This window comes from Kosakonia cowanii JCM 10956 = DSM 18146 (assembly GCF_001975225.1).
GTDB classification, from domain to species: Bacteria; Pseudomonadota; Gammaproteobacteria; order Enterobacterales; family Enterobacteriaceae; genus Kosakonia; species Kosakonia cowanii.
Genome location: NZ_CP019445.1, coordinates 1,280,072 through 1,303,865 on the forward strand (window position 1 = coordinate 1,280,072; position 23,794 = coordinate 1,303,865).

Below are 23,794 nucleotides of genomic sequence, written 5' to 3' on the forward strand. Positions count from 1 at the left end.
GTCGGAAACAGCGTATTTAGGGTTAATTCTGCTCATTTTTACCTTTTAGAAAACACAGGACCTGCCAACGTGAAAGAGATGTTTCTGTGCAGTGACAAGCTCAATAAATATCAGTCGATGGGCGAAAACGGGCAGGCTGTCCATATTTCTGCGCTGCAGTTGCGCGAAACCCTTCGCCTGCGCAAACAGAGCGCGGCGGCAGATGTGCTCGCCATTCCGCAAATCAGTGAACACGGCGAACGGGTTGACTGGTATGCCCCTTTTTCCGGCGACGTCATTCCCTGGTCTGCGGCCACGGAGAGCGAACGTCAAAGCGCCTTAGCGCAACTGGAAACCACGCAGGCCACGTTGCGCCAGCTCAGCCAGGACTTCGCCCAGAGCAACCAGCCGGAGCAGCAGCTGTTTGGTAAGCTGCTGGAAAAAACCCTGCAATTTCCCGATCCCGAGCATGTCTGGCTGGTCAACGGCAAGCCGGTGATCAGCTTCTGGGGATTCGTCAACGCCCGCCATCAGGCACGGATCGATCCGCTGGACTGCTTACGTCCGCCGAAACCCGTTACGCCCGCAGCCCCACTGCACAGCGCGCCGCCGGTCAACGAACCGCTGGTGACGCAGCCGAAGCGTCGCGGATGGTGGATCCTGCCCGCGTGGTTATGCTGGCTGCTACCGCTGCTGCTGTTAGCGCTTCTGCTGCTGTGGCTGCTGCGCGGCTGCGTACCCGGCGTCACCATTCCTGGCTTTAGCGTTGAGCAACCAGCACTGCCTGATGCGCACCTTCCGGTTGCGGAGAATGGCGCCACCCTGCCCGTCACCTCCTCTGAACGTGTTGTTGGCACCACCGAAGGCGTTACTGCGCCAGTGGTGAGCGGCAGCACGACGGGCATCGTCCCGTTGAGTGATGAAGAGCGTGCCACAGCTGCCCCGGAAAACGCCGCCGCCCTTAACGATCCCGCCGTGCCGGTCGCGCCTGAAACAGGCAGCGAGCCTGCGCAAGCTGGCGTTGAGCCCGTGACGCCAGAGGCGCAGGTGAACGACCCGGCGCTGGCGGAACCCAACGCTACTGCGGGCAACGCTACCGCGCCGGTAGAGGTGAAAAACCCGTTAAGCCTGCCGCCGGAAGCGCTGGCGCAGGGGCGTACCGATTTCCTCAATGGCCAATGGCGCGCAGGCGCAGGCATCCAGGATCAGCGTACCGGCAAGCCGCTGAGCCTCAACTACCAGATTAAAGATGGCAAAGGTGAAGTGCAGATGGTGCGCGGCGATGGCGTCTCCTGCCGCGGCGCGGTCAATGCCGCCATCCAGGCCGGCAAGCTGGCCATTAATAACCAGGGTGAAGCGCAATGTACCGATGGCTCGGTTTACCAGATGCCGGAGATCGTCTGTGCGCCCGGTGCTAAGAGCGTTGCCGACTGTAAAGGCAGCTACGGCACCAGTACCCTTTTCCCCCTTTCGATGAAGCAGGAGGCAAGTAACTAAATGCTGGCTGAGCTCACTGATTTTAAAAAACAGGTCAAACTTATCCGTGACAGCGGGATTCAGTTCCTCGACTTCGCTTTCTCCCTGCCCGCGCGTAAAGCCTACGGCGAATTTCTGCGCCAGCAGGGCGAAGGTGCGGTGCTGCGCCTTATCTACAACGAGCGTGACGACAAGTTTCAGGTCCCGACGCCAGACGGCGAAACGCCGCGCAACGCCGAACCGGAGTATGCGCTGGCGATTGAAGATTCCCTGAGCCTTTATGCGGGGATCTGGTTGCCGCTGCCCTTCTTTCGCTTCAACCCGCCGGGCGGCTTTTCTCACGGGCCGACTAACTGGTCGCGCGTGCAGTTTCATCAACTGCCGGAGCCGGACGAGAAAGGCAACACCTGGCGTGCAACGCTGATTTTCGATACCAAAATCTTTCCCGACCGCGAACATACACAATACCTGGCACCCGGCGAAGATGATGTCCGTTCCGGGGCCGGTTTTGCGCTGGCCTGCTTGCCGCACCAGATGGGCGACTTCCTGACTCTTCCATGGATTGAGGAGTGGCTGAACGATATCTATACCAGGCAGGCACACGCTGTGCTGCGTCAGCACCCCGAAGACACCGAAGAGAAGCTGGGGCTGAAAGAGCATCAGGCGCACTTCCTTAACCTGCTCGAGGTGCTGAAAAAGACCATCGCCATTCCAGAAGTACAGCTCAATGACGTGAAAATTCGTGATACCGCGATCCCCGTCGACCTGGTGCTGGATATTGGCAACTCACGCAGCTGCGGCGTGCTGATTGAGGAGCATGCAGCAGATAACAAAGGCCTCTCCCAGCTTTATCAGCTGCAATTGCGCGATCTGAGCCAGCCGCAGTTTGTCTATAACGAGCCATTTGAGAGCCGACTGGAGTTCGCGCAGGCGGAGTTTGGCAAGCAGGACTTCTCATCGAAAAGCGGGCGCAGCGACGCCTTTACCTGGCCGACCATCGGCCGCGTCGGCGGTGAGGCTTTCCGCATGGCGGCGCAGCGTTTAGGTACCGAAGGCTCAACCGGCCTCTCCAGCCCGAAACGCTATCTGTGGGACGATCAGCCCTACTCGCCGGGCTGGCGTTTCAGCCAGGCGTTTGTCAAATCGGATCGTGAACCGCTGGCGACCGCCGCCCCGCTGCTCTATATGCTCAATGATCATGGCAAGCTGTTGATTCGCCTCAATGAAGATGAGCGGATGCCGGTCTTCTCGCCGGTTTACAGCCGCAGTTCATTGATGACCATGATGCTCTCAGAAGTGCTGAGCCAGGCGTTAATGCAGATCAACAGCCCGGCGCAGCGCCTGAAGATGAGCCACGCCAGCCATCCACGTCGTTTACGCAACGTGATCCTGACCGTGCCGCCGGCGATGCCGAAACCAGAGCGCGCCATCTTTGAAGCCTGCATGCATGACGCTATCCGCCTGGTGTGGAAATCGCTGGAGTGGGAAGAGATGGATTACGACGGCGAAGAGAGCGGCAATGCGAAGCAGCCGCACCCCGGCGTGCATGTGAAGTGGGATGAAGCGACCTGCGGACAGCTGGTCTATCTCTATAACGAAACGCAGACCAATTTTGGTGGCCGCACCGATGAGTTTTTTGCCGCCACCCGTCGCCCCGATAATCAGCAGGCGGAGGGGGAACAACGCAGCCTGAAGATCGCCTCCATCGACATTGGCGGTGGCACCACCGATCTGGTGATCACCCGCTATACGCTGGATGACGGTAAAGGCATTAACGTGCGCATTACACCGAAACAGCTCTTCCGCGAAGGCTTTAAAGTGGCGGGCGACGACATTCTGCTGGATGTCATCCGTCTCTATCTCCAGCCAGCCGTAAAAGCGGCGATGATGAAAGTCGGCCACAGCGATATCGCGGCAGAGTCGATGATGTCGCAGCTGTTCGGCAGTGAAGCGATCGAAGCGGGCAAGCAGGTGCTGCGCCAGCAGTTGACGCTGCAAATCTTCTCACCGCTGGCGCTGGCCATTCTTCATCGCTATGAAGAGTACAAGCCGGAGAGTGGCCGCGAAGTCCTCAACTATACCTTCCGCGAACTGCTCACCGGCACTACGCCTACCGCCAAAGTGCAGGATTACGTTAACGACGTGGTGCGCACCGGCCAGTTGGCGAGCGAAGCGCTCTTCTCACTGCTCGACGTGCCGTTAGAGGTCGATCTCGCCCGTCTGCATAATGAGTTTATCGATCCGCGCAGCGGCCGGATGAACATCTGCCATAGCCTGCGCGCCCTGTGTGAAGTGCTCTGGCACTACAACTGCGATGTGCTGCTGTTAACGGGCCGCCCTTCACGCCTGCCGGGCATCCAGGCACTGATTCGCCAGCTCCAGCCGGTGCCGCCGACGCGGGTTCTGCCGCTGCACGGGTATGAAACCGGCGGCTGGTATCCCTTCAACAAAAAAGGGTGCATTGACGATCCGAAATCCACCGCGGTGGTCGGCGCGATGCTCTGCCTGCTGGCGGAGAAGTCGCGTCTCAACAACTTCTATTTCCGCGCGGCAAACTTTACCGCCTACTCGACGATCCGCTACCTCGGCATGCTGGATGGCAACAACGTCATCAAAGACAGCAACGTCTTTTACAGCGATATCGACCTTGATGCCGCTGACTTCCAGCTGCCTCAGGGCCAGCCATTTGAGGCGCGCGGTGAAGTGCGTATCGGTTTCCGTCAGCTGGATAACGAGCGCTGGCCGGCCTCGTCGCTCTATACCCTGAAAATCAACAATCCTAACCTTGCCAGCGAACTCGCCGGCGATGCGGTGATGCGTATTGAGCTGATGGCGGAACAGGGCCGCGCGCGAAACGGCGAAGAGGCGGTCAGCCCGGAGCGTTTCCGTATTGAGTCGCTGGAGATGGAGAACGCCAGACGAAACTACAGCCGCAAGGACGTGACCTTCCAGTTAAACACGATGGTTGGCAATGGCATGGGCGAAAGCCAGTACTGGCTGGATAGCGGGAGCATTAAGAGCTAATGAACAGCATCAATTCGAAGCAAATTATCCAGGGCTGGCAGGGCGTTGAACGCGGTGCCGGTGAAGCGATTGAGTGGATCAACGCGGTGCGCCAGAATGCGCCGCGTCTTAATACCGAAGCCGACCGTCTGACGATTAACCTCCGCCGCAGCCGTAACAAGGCGCGCCGTCTGGCGCTGGCAGCGGCAAAACCGATGACCATCGGCTTCTTTGGCCTGTCGCAGGCGGGCAAATCCTACCTGATTTCCGCACTGGCGGCGGGTGAAAACGGCAAGCTGGAGACCCGCCTCGGCGGTAAGCAGCTCGATTTTCTGACCCACATCAACCCGCCGGGCGGCGGCAAAGAGGCAACCGGCCTGGTGACGCGCTTTAGCCGTCGTCAGGTTGGCGGCGACGAGCGCTGGCCGGTGACGCTGCAACTGTTTAGCGAAATCGAGATGGGCAAAATTCTCGCCAACGCCTTTATCCATGATTTTAATCAGGAAAAATTCGACTGGCAGTATGACGAAGGGCGCATCAACGATCTGCTGGCCTCGCTGACCAAACGCCGTCGCCCAACCCGCGTGGCGGGCATCAGTGAAGATGATGTCGTCTCGCTGTGGGATTACCTGAGCCGCCATGCGGAAAAAAGCCAGAGCCGCTTAGCGCTGCACTACTGGCCGCAGGCGATTACGCTGGCGCCGTGGCTGACGCCGGAGGATCGCGGCCAGCTCTTCTCGGTGTTATGGGGCGAGGTGGCAGGGCTGACCGAAGCTTATATCCGTTTTGCGCAAACCCTGCATCGGCTAGGCGGCGCGCAGGAAGTGTGGGCACCGTTAAGCACGCTGGTCAGCGAAGAGAATGGCCTGCTGGTGCAGCGCGACAGCATTATGAATGTCGACATGCTGGAGCGGCTAAATACAGAGACCGATATCCGCATTGAGGTCTGCCCGGTGGTGCAGGGCCAGGCCGCAGCGCCCGTCACCCTCTCGCTGGCAGAATTAACGGCATTAACCGTTGAGTTGCATATCCCGCTGGTCGCCTCGACCCGCGAGCCGCTGTTTGAGACCGTCGATCTGCTCGATTTCCCCGGTTATCGCGGGCGCCTCGGCGTTGAGTCGATGGATGACACTCGCCGCGCGGTTAATAACGAAGAGAGCAACCCGCTGGCGCAGCTGATTTTACGTGGCAAAGTCGCTTATCTCTTTGAGCGCTATACCGAAAACCAGGAGATGAACGTCCTGGTGGTCTGTACAGCCTCGACCAAGCAGTCGGATGTGAAAGAGGTGGGCGGCGTGCTCGATGAGTGGATCCGCTACACCCAGGGCGCCGACGCCGAGGCGCGCGGCCGCCGTCTGCCGGGGCTAATTTGGGCGCTGACCATGTTCGATCTGCGCATCAGCCAGGGGCTGTCGCAAGAGGAGGCAATCCTGCGACAATCCTGGGGGCTGGGGGGGATGATCAAAATGGCAATGACCGAGCGCTTCGGTCAGTACAAATGGATGCAGGAGTGGCAGCGCGGACAGGCGTTTAACAACACCTTCCTTGTGCGCAAGCCGCGCCAGCAGACGCCGTTTATTCGTATTAGCGACGGTAACGAAGCGGCATTTAGCGAAGAGAACCTGCCGCAGCTCCAGCTGATGCGCAAAACCTTCCTCGAAGATGAAGCGGTCAATCGCTATGTCGCCTCGCCGGACGAAGCCTGGGACGCGATGCTCGAGCTTAACGACGGCGGGATGCGCCGTATGGCTGATTACCTCTCGACCGTTGCGCGTCCGGAAGTGAAGCTCGAGCGCATTGCCGAGCAGTTGCAGGAGATCCGCGATGAGCTGATCGAGGGCGGTTTAGGCAACTGGTATCAGCCAGACGGCGAAGAGGATGCGGCGAAAAAGGCGCAGATTGCCCGCGACATTCTGGATGTGCTGAAAAAACGCAGCGGTATGCACGGCGAGCTATTGCTGCGCCTGGTGCCGACGCGCCGCGATTTGCAGGCACTCTATCTGCAACAAACCACACTGCCGGTGCAGGAAGAGGCGCCTGAAGAGCTGGATATTTTCGATATCGGTGTTGGCGCTGCCTTTGGGGCTGAAGCACCTGCGGCAACGACCTATAGCCACGAAATTGCCTTCGCGCATCAGAGCGTACAGCACTGGATCAACCATCTACGCGGCTTGTCGGAAAGCCCGGCGTTGCTCAACTACATCAATTTACCGCGCCCGATTATCGACGCGCTGGCCGATGAACTGATTACCGCCCTGCTCCGTCTGCGCATCGAAGAGAAGCTCGTTGAGGCGATGACCAATACCGAGCAGGCAGGCGTGTTGCTGGAGCAGATGGTGGACCGTCAGGTGTCGCGCATCCTGCATGTGATGGGCGATTTTATTACCTGGCTTGGGTACCTCGAGATGCCCGCAGCGAAACGCCCGACACGCTTGAATATGCCGGATCAGCACATTTTCACCCGCCCCTCTCAGTGCGACAGCGTGGTGTGGAAAGACGACGAGCGCCTGGCACGTTTAACGCCGCAACAACTGAACTACACCGCCATGTTCATTATCGACTGGCTGGTGGGACTGGAGTCGCTGATTACCGAGAACGCGGGCCATTCGGCCGGTCGGGAGATCAGCGTGGCGCAGAACGAAAAACTGGGCGCCATCATCCGTCAGATTCAGACTTCACAGGAGTAATAGCAGGTGATCAAACCCGAACTTAAAGCCCTTCAGCCCGTCATCCCGGGCTATGCGCAACTACTGTTGAAAGCGTGGAAAGGGGGTATGGATGGCGTGATGATCTCGGTGCTGCGTAACCAGGATTCGCTCTATCTCGACAACGATGGCGGCTGGAGCAGCGCGGAAGTCTTTCTGGCACTGCCGACGCTAACGCTCGACGAGGGTGTGCCTACCGTGCAGGTCGGCCCGTCGCTGGTTGATCCCCTGCTGGCTAACCGCCAGGCAGCCTATCGCATCGCCATCAAAGATGACGCCTCGCGCGATATGGGGATCCTGATGATCAGCGAAGGCTTGCTCAGCTCCCAGGCGGGCGGTGAGAACCCGCTGCCGGTCAACACCCGTACCCTGAATGACACCCCGCCGACGCCACCTGCCGTTGAGCCAACGCCGCAACCGGTGCCGGAACCCGCGCCGGTGGTTGCCGAGCCGCCTGCGCCGCAGCCGGTCGAGGAGCCGAAAGCGAAGAGCGGTAAAGGGCTGATTATTGCACTGGTGGTGCTTCTGCTGCTGATCGCCGCCGCCGCTGCGGCATGGTGGTTTATGCGTAGCCCCGAAGCGCCAGCCGAAGAGACACCGCCACCTGCGGCAGCGCCTGCGGCCGCGGCGAAAGTCAGCGGCCCGTGCGGCGACGATCTGATGACCAAAGGCAATGAACTGGCTTTTGTGAAAGGGTGCCTGCGCAGCCAGCCAAGCAGTGCGCAACTGCTGGAGGTGATCGCGAAAGCAAAAGCGGCGAAGCAGTGTGATGTCGCGCAACGCTTGTACGCCTATAAAGCGCAGTCTGGCGATACCCAGATGGCAATGCGTTATGCCGAAGAGTATGACCCGAAAACCGCACAGAGCGGCGGCTGCTTTAGCCCGGATGCGCAAACCGCCATCTACTGGTACGAGATTGTGGTCAACCAGGACTCACAAAACAGCGGGGCGAAAGCCCGTCTTGCCGAGCTGAAAAAATAGGATTAAAGGATGAAAACGAGAGTCTGGCTGGGCGGATTCCTGTGCTTAACGGCCGCCACCATGGGCGCGCACGCCGCCGATCAAAAACCGCTGCTGCAAGAGGGGAAACATAGCCTTTATCAGCGTGTTCTCACCTACCCGGGCTGCCAGCTGGCACCGAAAGCGGGCGAGGCCGGTAAAGAGCAGCCGGCGTTTAGCCGCTTCTACGTTTATCAGCGTAGCAAGCAGGGCCAGGATGAGTGGTTGCAGGTGGGGCCGGATAGCTTCGGTCATGTTTCCGGCTGGCTTAAAGCCGCCTGTACCGTCGACTGGAAGATGCAGCTCACGCTGGCCTTTACCAACCCGGCGGGTCGCCACCCGATGCTCTTTTTCCGCGATAAGAGCGACGTCGAATCGTTGCTGAATACCCCTAAACCGGCCGCCGCGCTCGATCCGTTATTGGCCAATCTGAAGAGCAATAAACCCGTGCCGCAGGTGCTGGCGAAAGAGCCGGATTACATGGTCGATCAGCAGAAAAACTTCTACCTGCTGCCAGTGTTAGGCTCTGACGATGTCTTTACCGACAGCGGTTTCCAGGTGCGCGTGCTTAATGTCGCCTCGGTCAGTGAAAAAGCGCCGGAGAAAGCGGCAAAAGCGGCTGACGAGAAGAACATGATGAAGGGCTTTTCGGCGTCGGTGGTGTTTGTAATCGACTCCACCATTTCGATGGGCCCCTATATCGACCGCACTAAAGAGGCGATCGATAAGATCTATCAGCGCATTGAAAAGGAGCACCTCCAGGATCAGGTGAAGTTCGGGCTGGTGGCCTTCCGCTCTAATGTCAAAGCCGTGCCGGGGCTGGAGTATGACAGCAAGATGTATGTCGACCCCAATACGGTGAAAGATGGCAAAGATTTCCTCGCCAAAGTACACGATCTCAAGCAAGCCACGGTCTCCAGCAGCAAAGTGGATGAGGATGCTTATGGCGGTGTGATGACGGCGCTTGATAAGGTCGACTGGACGCAGTTTGGCGCACGTTACGTGATCCTGATTACCGACGCCGGCGCGCTGGAGGGCGGAGATAATCTCTCCTCTACACATCTTGATGCCGCACAGGTTCGCCAGGAAGCGGCCTATCGTGGTGTGGCGCTTTATACCCTGCATCTCAAAACCCCGAGCGGTAAGAAAAACCATGCTGCTGCCGAGGCGCAGTATCAGGATCTGACGCTCAACCCGTTCCTGCATAAACCGCTCTACTACCCGATCGACTCCGGCGATGTGAACAACTTCGGCACCATGGTCGATAGCCTGGCGAACGCCATCACTGGCCAGATCAAAACCGCCTGGAGCGGGGAAGAGACGGCGGGCAGCGCGCTGGGCGCCAGCGAAGAGTATGCCGGTAAGAAAGCCGACCCGCTGCTGAGCGATGCGGACAAGCTGAGCAAAGCGATGCGCCTTGCCTATCTCGGTGAAAAACAGGGGACCCAGGCACCGCCGGTGTTTAAATCCTGGATCAGCGATCGCGATTTGGTGAACCAGAACATTCCCGCCACTGAAGTGCGTGTCCTGCTGACCAAAAGCGAGTTGAGCGATCTGAGCGATGTGATGAAGAAGATCGTCAACGCCGCCAACGAAGGGTTGATCTCGCCGGACGATATGTTCGCCAGCCTGCGTTCGCTGGCCGCAACGATGGGCAACGATCCGAACCAGGCGAAAAGCAAAAATGCCACACGCTTAGGTGAATTGGGTCTGCTGGGTGAATACATCGAAGGGCTGCCGTACCTGAGTGAAGTGCTGAGCCTTGATGAAGAGACCTGGAAGAGCTGGGATGGCCTTGAGCAGGAGCGATTTATTCGCCGTCTCAATACCAAGCTGAACTACTACCAACGCTATAACCAGGATGTTGACCGCTGGATCTCGCTGGCACCGGATAGCGATCCGCGTGACAACGTCTACCCTGTGCCGCTGGAAAACCTGCCGTAATGCTACACATACGCGCAATGGCGATCCGTCGCGGCGGCACGCAGGGCTACCGGGTCTCGCTACCGGAGCTGACGCTGGCACCCGGTGAAGTGGTGGCGCTTACCGGCCCCAGCGGCTGCGGTAAGAGCACCCTGCTGGAGATGATGGGCGCGATCCTGCGCCCGGAAGAGCTGTCGGAGTATCGCCTCGGCGAGCGGGATCTTACCCCGGCGCTGCTCGCGGATGATGAAGCCGCGCTGTCGGGTATCCGCGCACGGGATCTCGGCTTTGTACTCCAGCACGGCGGGCTGCTGCCGTGGCTAACGGTGCAGGAGAACATCACCCTCACCCGTCGGCTGGTCGGGCAAACGGTGCAATCGCCGTGGCTTAAGACCGCTATCGATCGGCTCGGCATTGCGCCGCTGCTGCATCAGCTGCCTTCCCGCCTGTCTATTGGCGAGCGTCAGCGCGTGGCGTTTGTGCGCGCTATCGCCCACCAGCCGCGCCTGCTGCTGGCAGATGAGCCAACCGCTGCGCTCGATCCCGATAACGCCAGCCGGCTGTTTGCGCTAATGATTGAGATGGTGCGGGCAATGGAGATGGCGGCGGTGATCGTCAGCCATGACTGGCAGCGGGTGAGCGAGTGTAATCTGCGCTGTTATCGCGCCGTGATGCAGGAGGGGCAAAGTGTCTTCCAGCCTGCCTGAAACGCGCCCCAGGATGGGGCTACTGCTAAATATGGCGCTGCGCGATCTGATACACGATCGGAAAGTGGCGCTCTGTATTGTCTTCTCGCTGATCGCGGTGATCGCCCCGCTACTTCTCCTGTTTGGCTTAAAGAACGGTATCGTCAGCCAGCTGCGCCACGATCTGCTCGACGATCCACGCACGCGGGAAGTGCGGATGACCGGCAACGGTAACTACGATCTTGCGTGGCTCAATGCGCTCGCGGCACGCCCGGAGGTTGGCTTCTCAATACCGCTTACGCGATCGCTGAATACCCAGGCAGACCTGGTGCGCGACGGGCAACATTTTGCCGCTGGTGCAGAGGTGATCCCTTCCGCGAAAGGCGATCCGCTGCTGCGCGAGAGCGGAGTGCTGCCGCACGGCAGCACGGTAGTACTGAGCAACAGCGCCGCCCGTAAGCTCGACGTGAAAGCGGGCGACACGTTCCGGCTGTTTATCAGCCGTAAACGCGACGGGCAGAACCAGCGCACATCGCTCTCCGTCAGCGTCGGTGCCATTCTCGACGAGGCGCGCTTTGCCCGCCCTGCGCTATTTGTCGACCTGCCTCTGCTGGTGGCGCTGGAAGATTATCGCGACGGTTTCCAGGTGCAGCTGCTCGGCGTTACCGACGGTGAAAACGCGCGCGAGCGGCATAACTTTGCGCGGGCGCGGCTCTATGCCGCCACGCTGGATGATGTTGCACCCCTGGCGCAATGGCTTGAGTCGCAGCATATCGAAGCGATAACCCAGGCCGCGCAGATTGAAGCGGTGCGCGCCATCGATCGCGTGCTGGGGGTGATTTTCGCGGTGATCGCCTGGATCTCGGCCTCAGGCTGCATTGCGTCGCTTATTGGCGCGTTTATCGCCAATATCGATCGTAAACGCAAAGATATGGCAGTGCTGCGCCTGCTCGGTTTGCGCCGCCAGGCGGTGACGCTGTTCATCATGATCCAGGCGCTCTGCCTGACGGGCGTTGCGTTTATTGCTGGCCTGTTGATTTATGGCGCGGGCAGCGCGCTGTTTAACCACCTTCTGGGCGCTAATCTCCCCGAAAGCGCTTTTGTTTGTCACCTTGATCCTGGCCACTTTGCCGCCGCCTTCCTGAGCGTGCTGGCCGTGGCGCTGGGCGTTGCCGCGATTGGCGCGCTGCGGGCGTTAAAGATCGAACCTGCGGAGAGTTTACGTGAAATTTAACCTCTTACTGACGCTGGCTGCGGCCGGGTTAGGCTTTTCCTGCGCGGCAAACGCAACGTGGGATGAGAAGTTCTGGAATCCAAAACCCTTGGCTGATGATGTGATCCTGCCGCTGCCCTGCGATGGCGCAATGGCGTTTCGTAAGGTTGCTATTCCTCTGGATAAGCCGTTAGCCGATTACAGCATTACGCTTGGCGAAGAGGGCAACGAGTGGGGCTATATCGAACAGTCACGCCCGGACCATATCGCCGGTAGCTTCCCGCAAGAGAAGAAAGAGAAAGGCCGTTACTACCTGATGGCCAAATATGAGCTGACGGATTTGCAGTATCGCGCACTCTCCGGTGATTGCGCCAAACCCGATATCAAAGGTCGTCTGCCGAAGGTCAATATCGGCTGGATGGACGCCATGTCGATTGCCGATAAATACAACCTGTGGCTGCGAAAAGAGAAGCCGGACGCACTGCCGCAGGATGATAAGCAGCCGGGCTTTTTACGTCTGCCGACGGAAACCGAATGGGAGTTTGCCGCGCGCGGCGGGCTGTCTGTCTCGTCGGCGGAGTTTCGCGATCGCCACTTCCCGATGCCGGAAGGCCTGAATGGCTATGTCTGGTTCGCGGGGGCGCAGTCAGCAAATAACAAACTTCAGCTTACCGGCCTGCTTAAACCGAACCCGCTGGGTCTGCACGATATGCTCGGCAACGTTGGCGAAATGATGTTTGAGCCGTTTCGCTTAAATAAACTTGACCGCCTGCATGGCAAAGCGGGCGGCTATATCGTGCGCGGCGGCAGCTACTTAACGCCGCAGGCCGATATTCGCAGTTCGCTGCGCGGGGAAGAGCCCTATTACACCGCGCAAGGTGAGAACAGCAGCAAAGCGAACGGCATGCGCCTGGTACTGGTCTCAACCACCCTCACCTCGCGGGATCGCATCAAAGAGATTGAAAAAGAGTGGCAGGCGCTGGGTACCGAGAGCAAAGCGGCGAAGAAACCGGGCGAAGGCGCGGACTCATTACAGAACCTGAATGCCATCTCCGCCAAAGTGCAGGATGAAGGTGTGAAAAAGGAGCTGGAGTCGCTGCGTAATGAACTGCGAGCCAATAGCCAGCTGCGGGATGAGCAACGCGACCAGGCGATCCGCACCTCTTTGCAGCTGGGCGCCTTTTTGTGCACCAAGATGAAAGATGACGGCGAGTTTCTCGATCGCCTTAACCAGCTTTATAGCAAAACGTGTGCCGCCGGGAGCCAGCTGGATGCCAACTGTTCGCGTCGCCAGGAGCAGCTCGATCAGCATAAAAAAGCGCTGGAGTTTATCACCAGCTATTACGCCGACACGCTGGTGGATATGGGCACGACCTATAACAAGAGCCTGATCGATCCGCAGATGACCGTCGTGCAGCAACAGATGGCGGCGCGCGGTAAAACCAATCTGAATGGTTACCTGAATACCTACTGGGGCAACCTTCAGGGCTACTGGAAAGATGGCAAAGTGGCGCGCGATGCGTGGCTGAGCGCTTGTAAAAAAAATAATTAAGGACATTCAGGAGAGAGTGGTGATGGTTGCTTTTAAACGGTTACGTACAGCAGTAGTGGCTGGGTTGATTGTGGTGCTGGCGGGTTGCCAGAGTTCGGGCGGTATGGGCGGCAGTGGGAGTGTCGATCCCCGTTTAGCCAATAACCAGGACGTCGAGTTTTTTAATAAATCGGGTGTCATGGCCTGTGCTGGCGGCGCGCTGCTCGGCGCGCTGGCCTGTGCGGCAAGTAACTCAAGCAATAAAGCGGTGTGCATGATTGCTGCCGCGGTGGCAGGCTGCGGCGTCGGGGTTGGTGCTAACGCCTACCTTGATAACCAGCGTAAAAAATATGCCTCGCAGGAGGAGCAGTTGAACGCCTCCATTCGCGATATCCAGGCGGAAAACACCCGCATCCAGAATGCGACTAACGTGGCGAAATCGGTTATTGCCAGCGATAAGCTGACGCTGGCGAAGCTTGAGAAGGACATTGCCGCAAGGAAAGTGAAGAAAGATGCGCTGCAACAGCAGGTTAAAGGCGTCGATGCCAACATCGCTTATCTGCGTAACACGCTGACCGATATGAAAAAACATCAGCAGCAGTGGCAGGATATCTCCTCTGATATGCACAGAACCGGCGGCGATACCAAGAAGCTCGACGCTGAAATTGCGCAGATGCGCGATCAAATTGGCTCGTTGCAGGGTGAACTCGACAGCCTCTATACCCAACGTACCGCACTGAAAGTTAGCTGAGGATCACGCTATGCATAAGAAGATTTTAATGATGTTGAGCGCGCTGTTACTGGCTGGCTGCGCGACAAATGCGCGTGATTGCGACCCGACCGCCGGCGACGTCAGCATTATTACCAAGTTTAACTGTAACTACTCCGGCACCTGGGATAAGCGCGTTGAGCAGAAGCAGCAGACCCTGCAACATGAGCAGCAGTTGAACAAGGAGTTCAACGCGGTCTATGCGGCGATTGAACAGGAGAAGAAGCAGAGCAATGCCAGCGTCGCCAGCAAGCGTAAATCACAGCAGGCGCTGCAACGTTCGATGAATAACCTGATTGCGCAGCTGAAGCAGAAAAACGCAGGCCGGGCCGATGTGCAAAAACAGATCGCCGCGCTTGAGAAGAAGATGAAAGAGGCGCAAAACCGCCCTTCCGCTTCCGAGATGGAAAAACAGATGGAGCTGCAAAAATTGCAGGGTCAGCTGTCGGAACTTCAGCAAACCTTAGCCGCGCAATAAGCAGCGCCCGCCGGCGCTGCGTCGGCGGGATGACACTATCAGGAACCCATGATGAAACGCATCTCTATGATTGCGATATTGCTCGCTGCAATGTCCGTAGCAACCTATGCGCAGGCGGAAATCCCCGACCCGGAGTTGATATTTAACTGTGATTTGCCGAATGAGAAAGGCGTTGTTATTCGCCTGAAGGATAACGTCCCGACTTACTATTACGGCTCTATTGGGCAAGTCGAGATGACGCTACCGCGCATCGAAGGTGATAAAACCCAGGTACGCGTTGGTGAGATGACCTTCGCTGGGGGCGGCTCCCTCTACTACCGCTTTATTAACGGCAACTTCAGTTATGTGGTCTATAGCGGGATGGGCAGAGGATGGGAGTTCACCGGCCTGAAAGTTTACCAGGGCAAAAAACGTATTATGAAGCGGGAGTGTACTAACGGCGGCTTTTTGAACACGAATTATCGCGGTGAAAATCTTGTGAAAGAGAGCGATACCGGCGATGACGATACCTACGGCTATGCCGATTAACAGTGGACGGAACAGATGATCTCACGCCGTTATTTGTGGCCGTTTTTACTGCCTTTTGTGATGCTAAAACCCGCGCTGGCCATTGAGATTTGGCACTCGGATACGGTATGGGCTAACCAGGGAATGTGCAGCGCAACTTTTACTCTCGATAGCGGCACGGAGCCGGTCGGCCAGCTGGATATTGGTATTGAACTGGTTAACGCACGCCAGGAAGTCGTGAGCGTGGATCACTTAGCCGTTGCTCCCTTTGGCACCTCAGAGGCCACGCGCTATCAGTCAACCTCTGCTGAAGGGGAGCACTATTGCGATGATACGTTAAGCATCCGCATTACTTCACTCGCTGAGGTCGCCAACGGCGTGCAGAAGCGGTTACCTCTTTCGCTTATCACGCCGCGCCACTTCACGCCATTTACCATCGTGACGGCGCCACGAGATAAGTAACTCCGACAGAAAAAAAGCGCGCCGGTAAAGCGATAACGGCGCGCTTTTTTTGCTCTATCCCTTAGCGCTTCGTGAGCGCCAGCCGAATACCTAGCGCAATAAACGTGGTGCCGACAATGCGGTCGAGCAGCTTTTGCAGGCCCCTGTTTTGCGATACTGCGCCCGCCGCGCTACCCGCCAGCAGGGCGAAAGTGATATCGGTCAGGAACGCAATCAGCGCGTAAGCGAAGCCAAGAATAAGAAATGAGGCAGCATGCTGATCGCCATCTGCGACCACGAACTGCGGGAAGAATGAGATAAAGAAGAGCAGCACCTTCGGGTTGGTGAGCGTGGTGATAAACCCACGGGAGAGCAGCGTGCGGGTGGTCGCTTTCGCTTTGCTGGGCGCACTCTCCTCGCCCTCAACGCGCGGTTTGGCGAATGTGCCGAGGATCATCTTACTGCCGAGGTAGAGCAGGTAGGCTGCGCCGAGGTATTTAATTACCGTAAACATCAGCGGTGAAGCGGTGATCAGCGCCGTTAACCCGACGGCGCTGGCCACAGCATGCGTACAACTGCCCAACGCCACGCCCGCCGCGGAGATCACCCCGGCACGACGCCCGTTAGCCACGCTTTGCCCGATGACATAAGCCATATCCGGCCCAGGCGTTACCGACAACAGAAAAACTGACAGGGCAAACAGCCCAAAATGTGTAATATCCAGCATTACTCCCTCCATATTCAGAAGCATAAGTTAACATCGGAATGAGGCAGTAATCCATACCTGGAGTGAATAGTTATGCCGCCAGAAGAATAGTTATGCTTTTCATAACTGACCTCTGATGGCACTTAATAGGGATGAAAATTGTGAAGACGGTTGAAATATTGCAATACACCTTGCGTCCAGAAAGCGGCGCGGCTTTTCACGCCATCATGCAGGAGATCAGCGTTCCCCTGCATCAGCGCCACGGCATTGATGTTGTGAGGTTCGGCAACTCATTGCACGATCCCGATTGCTACTGCCTGATCCGCGCTTTTGCCAGCCCGGAAAGTATGGCGACGGTGCTGGAGGCCTTTTATGCCAGCGATGCGTGGCGCAGTGGCCCGCGAGAAGCGATTGTGAGCAGCATTGAAACGAGCCTGAAAACGGTTATGACGCTGTCGCCGGAAGGTGTGGAAGGGCTGCGATAACTACCAGAGCCAGGGGAATGACATCAGGGCGGTGTCAGGCATAATTCGTGCAGATTCAGATTTCCCATATCCGCGGATAAGCTCACTTTTCAGAGAGACGCTATGAATACCAGGGCACTGTTTTTAGGTTTTTTTCTGTTTGCCGGCTCGCTGAATAGCGCGATGGCGGACAGCTGCCGGTCTAACATTTTTGGCGGAGAGGATTGCCGCTATGACGATGGCACAACATCCAGCAGCCGCTCTAACATTTTTGGTGGACAGGACACGAAATATAGCGACGGAAGAACCTCAAGCAGCAGAGCCAATATCTTTGGCGGCCAGGATACGAAAAACAGCGACGGTAGCTCTTCCAGCAGCCGCGCCAATATCTTTGACGGCCAGGACACGCAAAATAGCGATGGTAGCTCCTCCAGCAGTCGCGCGAATATCTTCGACGGTCAGGATACGAAAAACAGTGATGGCAGCTCTTCCAGCAGCCGTGCCAATATCTTCGGCGGCCAGGACACTACCCATAATTAATCGTTTTCCGGCATCAGCGCTGACGGGCGATGTGCTGCCTGGCGGTGCTAATGCCGCGACGCTTCGCTTTACCCGCCCGCTGTAACGGCAATAAAATCTGGCCGCAATAAGCGTCATTATATAAACGTGAAGGATGCGTTGCAGAAAGCAGGGAAATGAAGAGAGAGGAAATGCTGGAGCGGGCGAAGGGAATCGAACCCTCGTATAGAGCTTGGGAAGCTCTCGTTCTACCATTGAACTACGCCCGCTTTCGAAGTGCTCAGGCATTATAGACCTTACATCGCGTCTGACAACCCACCGATGCGCTAACAGGTTAATTTCTCGCCTGTTAGCGCGCAGATTAACACTTCGGTACGCTGCCTTGCGGTGGTAAGTAGCGCAGCGGATCGATGGCCGTCGCGCGATAACGCAGCTGGAAGTGCAGACGCACGGAGTCGGCATCGCTGCTGCCCATGGTGGCAATCTTCTGCCCGGATTTAACGCTCTGGCCGTTATTCACCAGCAGCGTCTCATTGTGCGCATAGGCGGTGATGTAATCTTCGCTGTGCTTAATCATGATCAGGTTGCCATAGCCGCGTAGCTGGCTGCCGACATAGACCACTTTCCCGGCACCGGCGGCGTAAATCGGCTGCCCGCGCGACCCGGCGATATCAATACCTTTATTACCGCCATCAGAGTTGGAATAGGTGAGGATCACTTTCCCGCTGGTCGGCCAGCGCCAGCAGCGCTGCCCAACGGGCGGCCAGGAGGCTTGCGGCACCGACGAAGAAGGCCGCGCTTTCGCCAGCTTGCCGGAGGAGGAGCCTTTCGACGCCCCTTTCACCTTCAGCCGTTGCCCCACTTCGATGGTGTAGGGCGGCGAAATGCCGTTCATGCTCGCCAGCTCTTTTACGCTGGTACCGGTAATGCGCGAAATGCGGTACAGGGTATCGCCGCGCTTGACCGTGTAGGTCGCGCCTGCGTAGCTTCCGGTCGAATTATTCCCCGCACAGCCCGCCAGCAGCAGCGTAAATGCCAGGCATATGACCATGCAAAATGGGTTTTTCATCAGGCGTCCTGCGCGCAAAACCATTCCTCGAATAAATTAACTGGCGACATATCATAGCAGCCATACGTGGGATGCCAACCCTTTCACAGGGCAATAAAAAAGCCCCGGCGCGTGAACGTCGGGGCTTGTGGCGATTAGCGGTTATTTAACCGGACGCATCGCCGGGAAGAGGATCACGTCGCGGATGGTGTGGCTGTTAGTAAACAGCATCACCATACGGTCGATACCGATGCCCAGACCCGCTGTCGGCGGCAGACCATGCTCCAGCGCGGTGACATAGTCTTCGTCATAGAACATCGCTTCGTCATCGCCCGCGTCTTTCGCTGCCACCTGGTCGGCGAAGCGCTTGGCCTGATCTTCGGCATCGTTCAGCTCGCTAAAGCCGTTACCGATTTCACGGCCGCCGATAAAGAACTCAAAGCGGTCGGTGATTTCCGGGTTGTCGTCGTTACGGCGCGCCAGCGGAGAGACCTCTGCCGGGTATTCGGTGATGAAGGTCGGCTGAATCAGGTGCGCTTCCGCCACTTCTTCAAAGATCTCGGTCACGATACGGCCCAGACCCCAGCTCTTCTCAACTTTGATACCGATGCTTTCAGCAATCGCTTTCGCGCTGTCGAAGTTATCCAGATCGCCCATCTCGGTTTCCGGACGGTACTTCTTGATCGCTTCGCGCATGGTCAGCTTTTCAAACGGCTTGCCGAAATCGAACACCTGCTCGCCGTAAGGCACTTCGGTGGTGCCGAGAATATCCTGCGCCAGCGTGCGGAACAGGGATTCGGTCAGCTCGATCAAATCTTTGTAATCCGCATACGCCATATAGAGTTCCATCATGGTGAACTCTGGGTTATGGCGTACGGAGATGCCTTCGTTACGGAAGTTACGGTTGATTTCGAACACGCGATCGAAGCCGCCGACCACCAGACGCTTGAGATAAAGCTCCGGCGCGATACGCAGGTACATGTCGAGATCGAGCGCGTTATGATGGGTGATAAACGGACGCGCAGAGGCACCGCCCGGGATCACCTGCATCATCGGGGTTTCCACTTCCATAAAGTCGCGGTTGACCATGAACTGGCGGATACCGGCCATGATGCGGGAGCGAATTTTGAAGGTGTTGCGCGACTCTTCGTTAGCGATCAGGTCGAGGTAGCGCTGGCGATAGCGCGCTTCCTGATCCTGCAAGCCGTGGAACTTGTCCGGCAACGGGCGCAGGGCTTTGGTCAGCAGACGCAGCTCGGTGCAGTGGATCGACAGCTCGCCGGTCTTGGTCTTGAACAGCTTACCGCGCGCGCCGAGGATATCGCCGAGATCCCACTTTTTGAACTGCTCGTTGTAGATGCCTTCCGCCAGATCGTCGCGGGAAACATAGAGCTGAATACGACCGCCCACATCCTGCAACGTGACAAAGGAGGCTTTACCCATAATGCGGCGCGTCATCATACGACCCGCAACGGCAACTTCAATGCCGAGCGCTTCCAGCTCTTCATTCTCTTTGCCGTCGAATTCGGCGTGCAGCTTGTCAGAGGTCTGGTCACGACGGAAGTCGTTCGGGAACGGAACGCCCTGCTCGCGCAACAGCGCCAGCTTCTCACGGCGGGTTTTCAGTTCATTATTAAGATCGACTGCCGCGTCAGCGCCCTGTGCTTGTTGTTCAGACATGTTGGTTCCTCATAGCCCTGCTTTCAAACTTGCTTCAATAAATTGATCCAGGCTGCCGTCCAGCACCGCCTGCGTATTGCGGGTTTCAACCCCGGTGCGCAGATCTTTGATGCGGGAGTCATCCAGGACATAAGAACGGATCTGGCTGCCCCAGCCGATGTCGGACTTGGTATCTTCCATCGCCTGCTTCTCGGCATTTTTCTTCTGCATCTCCAGCTCATAAAGCTTCGCTTTCATCTGCTTCATGGCCTGGTCTTTGTTTTTATGCTGAGAGCGGTCATTCTGGCACTGCGTGACCAACCCGGTCGGAATGTGGGTAATACGCACCGCGGATTCAGTACGGTTAACGTGCTGACCGCCCGCGCCGGAGGCACGGTAAACGTCGATGCGCAGGTCAGCCGGGTTGATTTCGATATCAATATCGTCATCCACTTCCGGGTAGACAAACGCGGAGCTGAACGAGGTGTGGCGGCGGCCGCCGGAGTCGAACGGACTTTTACGCACCAGACGGTGCACGCCGGTTTCGGTACGCAGCCAGCCGTAGGCGTAATCACCAATGATCTTGATGGTAACGGATTTAATCCCCGCCACTTCGCCTTCGGACTCTTCGATGATTTCGGTTTTGAAGCCGCGCGCTTCGGCCCAGCGCAGATACATACGCGTCAGCATGCTGGCCCAGTCCTGCGCTTCGGTACCGCCGGAGCCGGCCTGAATATCGAGGTAGCAGTCGGCGCTGTCGTACTCGCCGGAGAACATGCGGCGGAACTCAAGCTGCGCCAGCTTCTCTTCCAGCCCGTCCAGCTCGGCGACGGCCTCGTTGAAGGTCTCTTCATCGTCGGCTTCAACGGCCAGTTCCAGCAGGCCCGCGACATCTTCCAGCCCCTGGCGCATCTGATCCAGCGTCTCAACGATAGCTTCGAGCGAGGAGCGCTCTTTGCCGAGCGCCTGTGCGCGCTCTGGCTCATTCCATACGTCCGGCTGTTCCAGCTCGGCGTTTACTTCTTCCAGACGCTCTTTCTTGGCGTCATAGTCAAAGATACCCCCTAAGAACGTCGGAGCGCTCCGTGAGGTCCTGAATGCGATTTTTTACCGGATTAATTTCAAACATGGTCTGTTTTCTTTTATTGGACTTGTCAAAAAGCGGTGATAAGGGCGAGATTCTACCGGATCTATGCCCTTATTTGTAGCGAATAGTGGCGCTAAAGTGGCCAGAGGTTTTCGATGATCAGCTGCACGCTACGGTTGCCGCGAAACTCGTTAACATCGAGTTTATAAGCGATTTTCACCTGCCGTACGCCGTTGTCCGGCCAGATGGCGGTATCGACGTTAAAGGCGATCCCGTCGAGCAGCGGACCGCCGCCAACCGGCTCCAGCATCACTTTTAAATGACGCTCGCCCACCAGCCGCTGCTGCAACAGGCGAAACTCGCCGTCGAACATCGGTTCCGGGAACATCTGCCCCCACGGGCCCGCCTCGCGCAGCATCTCTGCTACTTCAAGCGTCATCTCCTGGGCGCTAAGCGGCCCGTCGGAGAGAATTTCGCCCTGTAACAGCGCCGGGTCGAGCCACTCGGTGACCAGATCGCCAAAGCGCTGCTGGAAGGCGTCAAAATTAGCCTCTTCAAGCGTTAATCCGGCCGCCATCGCATGGCCGCCGAACTTCAGCATCATGCCGGGGTAGAGCGTGTCGAGCCGCTCCAGCGCATCGCGCATATGCAGCCCCTGAATGGAGCGCCCGGAGCCTTTCAGCACGCCTTCACCGGCGGGCGCAAAAGCGATTACCGGGCGATGGAAGCGCTCTTTAATGCGCGACGCCAGAATGCCGACCACGCCCTGATGCCACTCGGGATGGTACATCGCCAGCCCGCCGGGCAGCGTCTCACTGCTGCGCTCAAGCTGCTCGCACAGGGTCAGCGCTTCCGCCTGCATGCCCTGCTCAATCTCTTTGCGCGTCTGGTTGAGTGCGTCGAGATCGCTTGCCAGCTGGCGCGCTTCGCCCAGGTTGTCGCACAGCAGCAGCGCTACGCCGACAGACATATCATCCAGACGCCCGGCGGCATTGAGGCGCGGGCCGAGCGCGAAGCCGAGATCGCTTGCCGCCAGCTTGTGCGCCTCGCGGTTGGCAATCTCAAGTAGCGCTTTAATACCCGGGCGACAGCGGCCGGCGCGAATACGGCTCAGCCCCTGCCAGGTCAAAATACGGTTATTGGCATCCAGCGGAACGACGTCCGCCACCGTGCCCAGCGCCACCAAATCGAGCAGCTCAGCAAGGTTTGGCATCGCAATGCCGCGCGCCTCAAACCAGCCGTTGTCGCGCAGAAAGGCACGCAGCGCCAGCATCAGATAGAAGGCAACGCCGACACCTGCCAGTGATTTCGACGGGAAGTCGCAGTCGCGCAGGTTGGGGTTAACAATCGCCTCAGCCTCGGGCAGCGTGTCGCCGGGCAGATGGTGATCGGTGACCACAACCGGAATACCCAATTCATGCGCACGCGCGACGCCCGCATGGGAGGAGATGCCGTTATCCACGGTCAGGATCAGCTGCGCGCCGCGGGCGTGGGCCTGATCGACCACTTCCGGGCTGAGGCCGTAGCCATCATCAAACCGGTTCGGCACCAGGTAGCTGACGTTGTCGCAGCCCAGCGAGCGCAGCGCCAGCACGCTCAGCGCGGTGCTGGTTGCGCCGTCGGCGTCAAAATCCCCGACCACGATAATGCGCAGCCCTTCGCGCATGGCGTTGTAGAGGTGCGTAACCGCCTCATTGATGCCGGTCAGCTGCTGCCAGGGAAGCATCCCCTTTACGCTGCGTTCCAGATCGCGGTCGCTCTTCACGCCGCGGCTGGCATATAAGCGACGCAGCAGCGGCGGGAGTGAATCCGCCAGCACTGCCGCGTCATCCACCTCACGGCGGCGAAGTTGTATCTCAGCTTTCACGGGAATTACTTACCGCCCGTCGCTTTCTGGTGCTGGTCGAGGAAGGCCTTCATCTCGGCGGGTGCCTGGTAGCCCGGCACAACATAGCCATCATTCAGCACAATGGCTGGCGTACCGTTTACGCCAAACTGCACGCCCAGCGCGTAGTGGTTAGCGATGCTGATATCGCAGCTCGCAGGCTTAACGCCTTTGCCCGCCATCGCATCATCAAAGGCTTTCTTCGGATCTTTCGCGCACCAAATCGCCTTCATCTCTTTTTCCACCTCGCTCGGCACGCCCTGGCGCGGGAAGGCGAGGTAACGCACGGTAATACCCAGCGCGTTGTAGTCGGCCATTTCGCTGTGCAGCTTCTGGCAGTAGCCGCAGGTGATGTCGGTAAAGACGGTGATGACATGCTTCTCTTGCGGCGCTTTGTAAACAATCATCTCTTTTTCCAGCGCGTTAAGATGCGGCAGCAGCATTTTGCTGGTGACGTTGACCGGCTGCGCGCCGCTGACGTCATACATCGGCCCCTGAATAATATGTTTGCCATCTTCGGTGACATAAAGCACACCGCTGTTGGTCATCACGGCTTTCATTCCGGCAACGGGAGCGGGCATGATGTCGGAACTCTGTACACCCAGCTTCGCCAGCGACTGCTTGATCGCCGCATCATCGGCATGGGCCGCGCCGGTGAACGCAGCCAGCAGGGTGAACATGATTAAACCTTTTTTCATAACAGATCCTTAGATTGT

20 protein-coding genes and 1 tRNA gene are annotated in these 23,794 nt (G+C 58.0%); 14 read left to right on the plus strand and 7 right to left on the minus strand.

The features are described 5' to 3' along the window. Positions 1 to 78: 78 nt before the first annotated feature. The 12 genes from BWI95_RS05980 to BWI95_RS06035 are packed head-to-tail and all read left to right on the plus strand — an operon-like array spanning position 79 to position 15,731. Positions 79 to 1,476, plus strand: a complete 1,398-nt coding sequence (locus BWI95_RS05980) for an SrfA family protein (RefSeq protein WP_076770289.1) — start codon at positions 79 to 81, stop codon at positions 1,474 to 1,476. Then, a complete protein-coding gene (locus BWI95_RS05985; protein ID WP_076769166.1) occupies positions 1,477 to 4,479 on the plus strand; it encodes a virulence factor SrfB in 3,003 nt (1,000 codons plus the stop codon). Next, positions 4,479 to 7,145, plus strand: a complete 2,667-nt coding sequence (locus BWI95_RS05990; protein ID WP_076769167.1) for a putative virulence factor — start codon at positions 4,479 to 4,481, stop codon at positions 7,143 to 7,145. The genes BWI95_RS05985 and BWI95_RS05990 overlap by 1 nt, the downstream gene beginning before the upstream one ends. Positions 7,146 to 7,151: 6 nt before the next feature. Next, a complete protein-coding gene (locus BWI95_RS05995; protein WP_054803568.1) occupies positions 7,152 to 8,144 on the plus strand; it encodes a hypothetical protein in 993 nt (330 codons plus the stop codon). Positions 8,145 to 8,153: 9 nt separating this feature from the next. Then, positions 8,154 to 10,106 carry a vWA domain-containing protein gene (locus tag BWI95_RS06000; protein ID WP_054803569.1) on the plus strand — a complete coding sequence of 651 codons (1,953 nt, stop codon included), beginning with the start codon at positions 8,154 to 8,156 and terminating at the stop codon, positions 10,104 to 10,106. Continuing rightward, positions 10,106 to 10,792, plus strand: a complete 687-nt coding sequence (locus BWI95_RS06005; protein WP_232374417.1) for an ABC transporter ATP-binding protein — start codon at positions 10,106 to 10,108, stop codon at positions 10,790 to 10,792. The genes BWI95_RS06000 and BWI95_RS06005 overlap by 1 nt, the downstream gene beginning before the upstream one ends. Further along, positions 10,773 to 12,005: an ABC transporter permease gene (locus BWI95_RS06010; protein WP_083699346.1), complete on the plus strand. Its 1,233-nt coding sequence runs from the start codon at positions 10,773 to 10,775 to the stop codon at positions 12,003 to 12,005. Before BWI95_RS06005 ends, BWI95_RS06010 begins: the two co-directional genes overlap by 20 nt. Then, positions 11,995 to 13,536 (plus strand): SUMF1/EgtB/PvdO family nonheme iron enzyme, encoded by a 1,542-nt coding sequence (locus BWI95_RS06015; protein WP_076769168.1) that lies wholly within the window; start codon positions 11,995 to 11,997, stop codon positions 13,534 to 13,536. Before BWI95_RS06010 ends, BWI95_RS06015 begins: the two co-directional genes overlap by 11 nt. Positions 13,537 to 13,558: 22 nt before the next feature. Further along, a complete protein-coding gene (locus BWI95_RS06020; protein ID WP_076769169.1) occupies positions 13,559 to 14,266 on the plus strand; it encodes a hypothetical protein in 708 nt (235 codons plus the stop codon). Positions 14,267 to 14,276: 10 nt separating this feature from the next. Further along, the gene (locus tag BWI95_RS06025) at positions 14,277 to 14,762 is read left to right on the plus strand and encodes a hypothetical protein (protein WP_054803571.1); all 486 of its coding nucleotides are present in this window, start codon (positions 14,277 to 14,279) and stop codon (positions 14,760 to 14,762) included. Between the two features lie 48 nt (positions 14,763 to 14,810). Continuing rightward, positions 14,811 to 15,290 carry a hypothetical protein gene (locus BWI95_RS06030; RefSeq protein ID WP_232374419.1) on the plus strand — a complete coding sequence of 160 codons (480 nt, stop codon included), beginning with the start codon at positions 14,811 to 14,813 and terminating at the stop codon, positions 15,288 to 15,290. Positions 15,291 to 15,305: 15 nt separating this feature from the next. Further along, complete coding sequence (locus tag BWI95_RS06035) at positions 15,306 to 15,731, plus strand: IrmA family protein (RefSeq protein WP_054803573.1); 426 nt, start codon at positions 15,306 to 15,308, stop codon at positions 15,729 to 15,731. A gap of 61 nt (positions 15,732 to 15,792) precedes the next feature. On the opposite strand, the gene BWI95_RS06040 is transcribed toward BWI95_RS06035, so the two are convergent. Continuing rightward, a complete protein-coding gene (locus BWI95_RS06040; RefSeq protein WP_054803574.1) occupies positions 15,793 to 16,437 on the minus strand; it encodes a LysE family translocator in 645 nt (214 codons plus the stop codon). Between the two features lie 140 nt (positions 16,438 to 16,577). Between BWI95_RS06040 and BWI95_RS06045 the strand changes: the two genes are divergently transcribed. Continuing rightward, entirely contained in the window at positions 16,578 to 16,901 is a 324-nt protein-coding gene (locus BWI95_RS06045; RefSeq protein WP_054803596.1) for an NIPSNAP family protein, read from the plus strand. A gap of 102 nt (positions 16,902 to 17,003) precedes the next feature. After that, the gene (locus tag BWI95_RS06050) at positions 17,004 to 17,420 is read left to right on the plus strand and encodes a hypothetical protein (RefSeq protein WP_054803575.1); all 417 of its coding nucleotides are present in this window, start codon (positions 17,004 to 17,006) and stop codon (positions 17,418 to 17,420) included. Between the two features lie 174 nt (positions 17,421 to 17,594). On the opposite strand, the gene BWI95_RS06055 is transcribed toward BWI95_RS06050, so the two are convergent. The 6 genes from BWI95_RS06055 to dsbC all read right to left on the minus strand — a co-directional run bounded on the left by BWI95_RS06055 (position 17,595) and on the right by dsbC (position 23,776). Beyond that, a tRNA-Gly gene (locus BWI95_RS06055) sits at positions 17,595 to 17,668 on the minus strand. Positions 17,669 to 17,760: 92 nt separating this feature from the next. Further along, a complete protein-coding gene (gene actS / locus BWI95_RS06060) occupies positions 17,761 to 18,492 on the minus strand; it encodes an amidase activator ActS (RefSeq protein WP_094193196.1) in 732 nt (243 codons plus the stop codon). 117 nt (positions 18,493 to 18,609) lie between these two features. Continuing rightward, positions 18,610 to 20,127, minus strand: coding sequence for a lysine--tRNA ligase (gene lysS, locus BWI95_RS06065; protein ID WP_076769171.1), 1,518 nt, complete (start codon positions 20,125 to 20,127; stop codon positions 18,610 to 18,612). Between the two features lie 9 nt (positions 20,128 to 20,136). After that, a protein-coding gene (gene prfB / locus BWI95_RS06070; RefSeq protein WP_124967331.1) for a peptide chain release factor 2 occupies positions 20,137 to 21,235 on the minus strand; the annotation gives its coding sequence in 2 pieces (ribosomal slippage) (positions 20,137 to 21,159 and positions 21,161 to 21,235; 1,098 coding nt in all). A gap of 91 nt (positions 21,236 to 21,326) precedes the next feature. Beyond that, on the minus strand, positions 21,327 to 23,060 hold the full coding sequence (gene recJ, locus BWI95_RS06075) for a single-stranded-DNA-specific exonuclease RecJ (RefSeq protein ID WP_054803576.1): 1,734 nt from the start codon (positions 23,058 to 23,060) through the stop codon (positions 21,327 to 21,329). 5 nt (positions 23,061 to 23,065) lie between these two features. Beyond that, complete coding sequence (gene dsbC, locus BWI95_RS06080; protein ID WP_042718296.1) at positions 23,066 to 23,776, minus strand: bifunctional protein-disulfide isomerase/oxidoreductase DsbC; 711 nt, start codon at positions 23,774 to 23,776, stop codon at positions 23,066 to 23,068. Positions 23,777 to 23,794 lie beyond the last annotated feature (18 nt).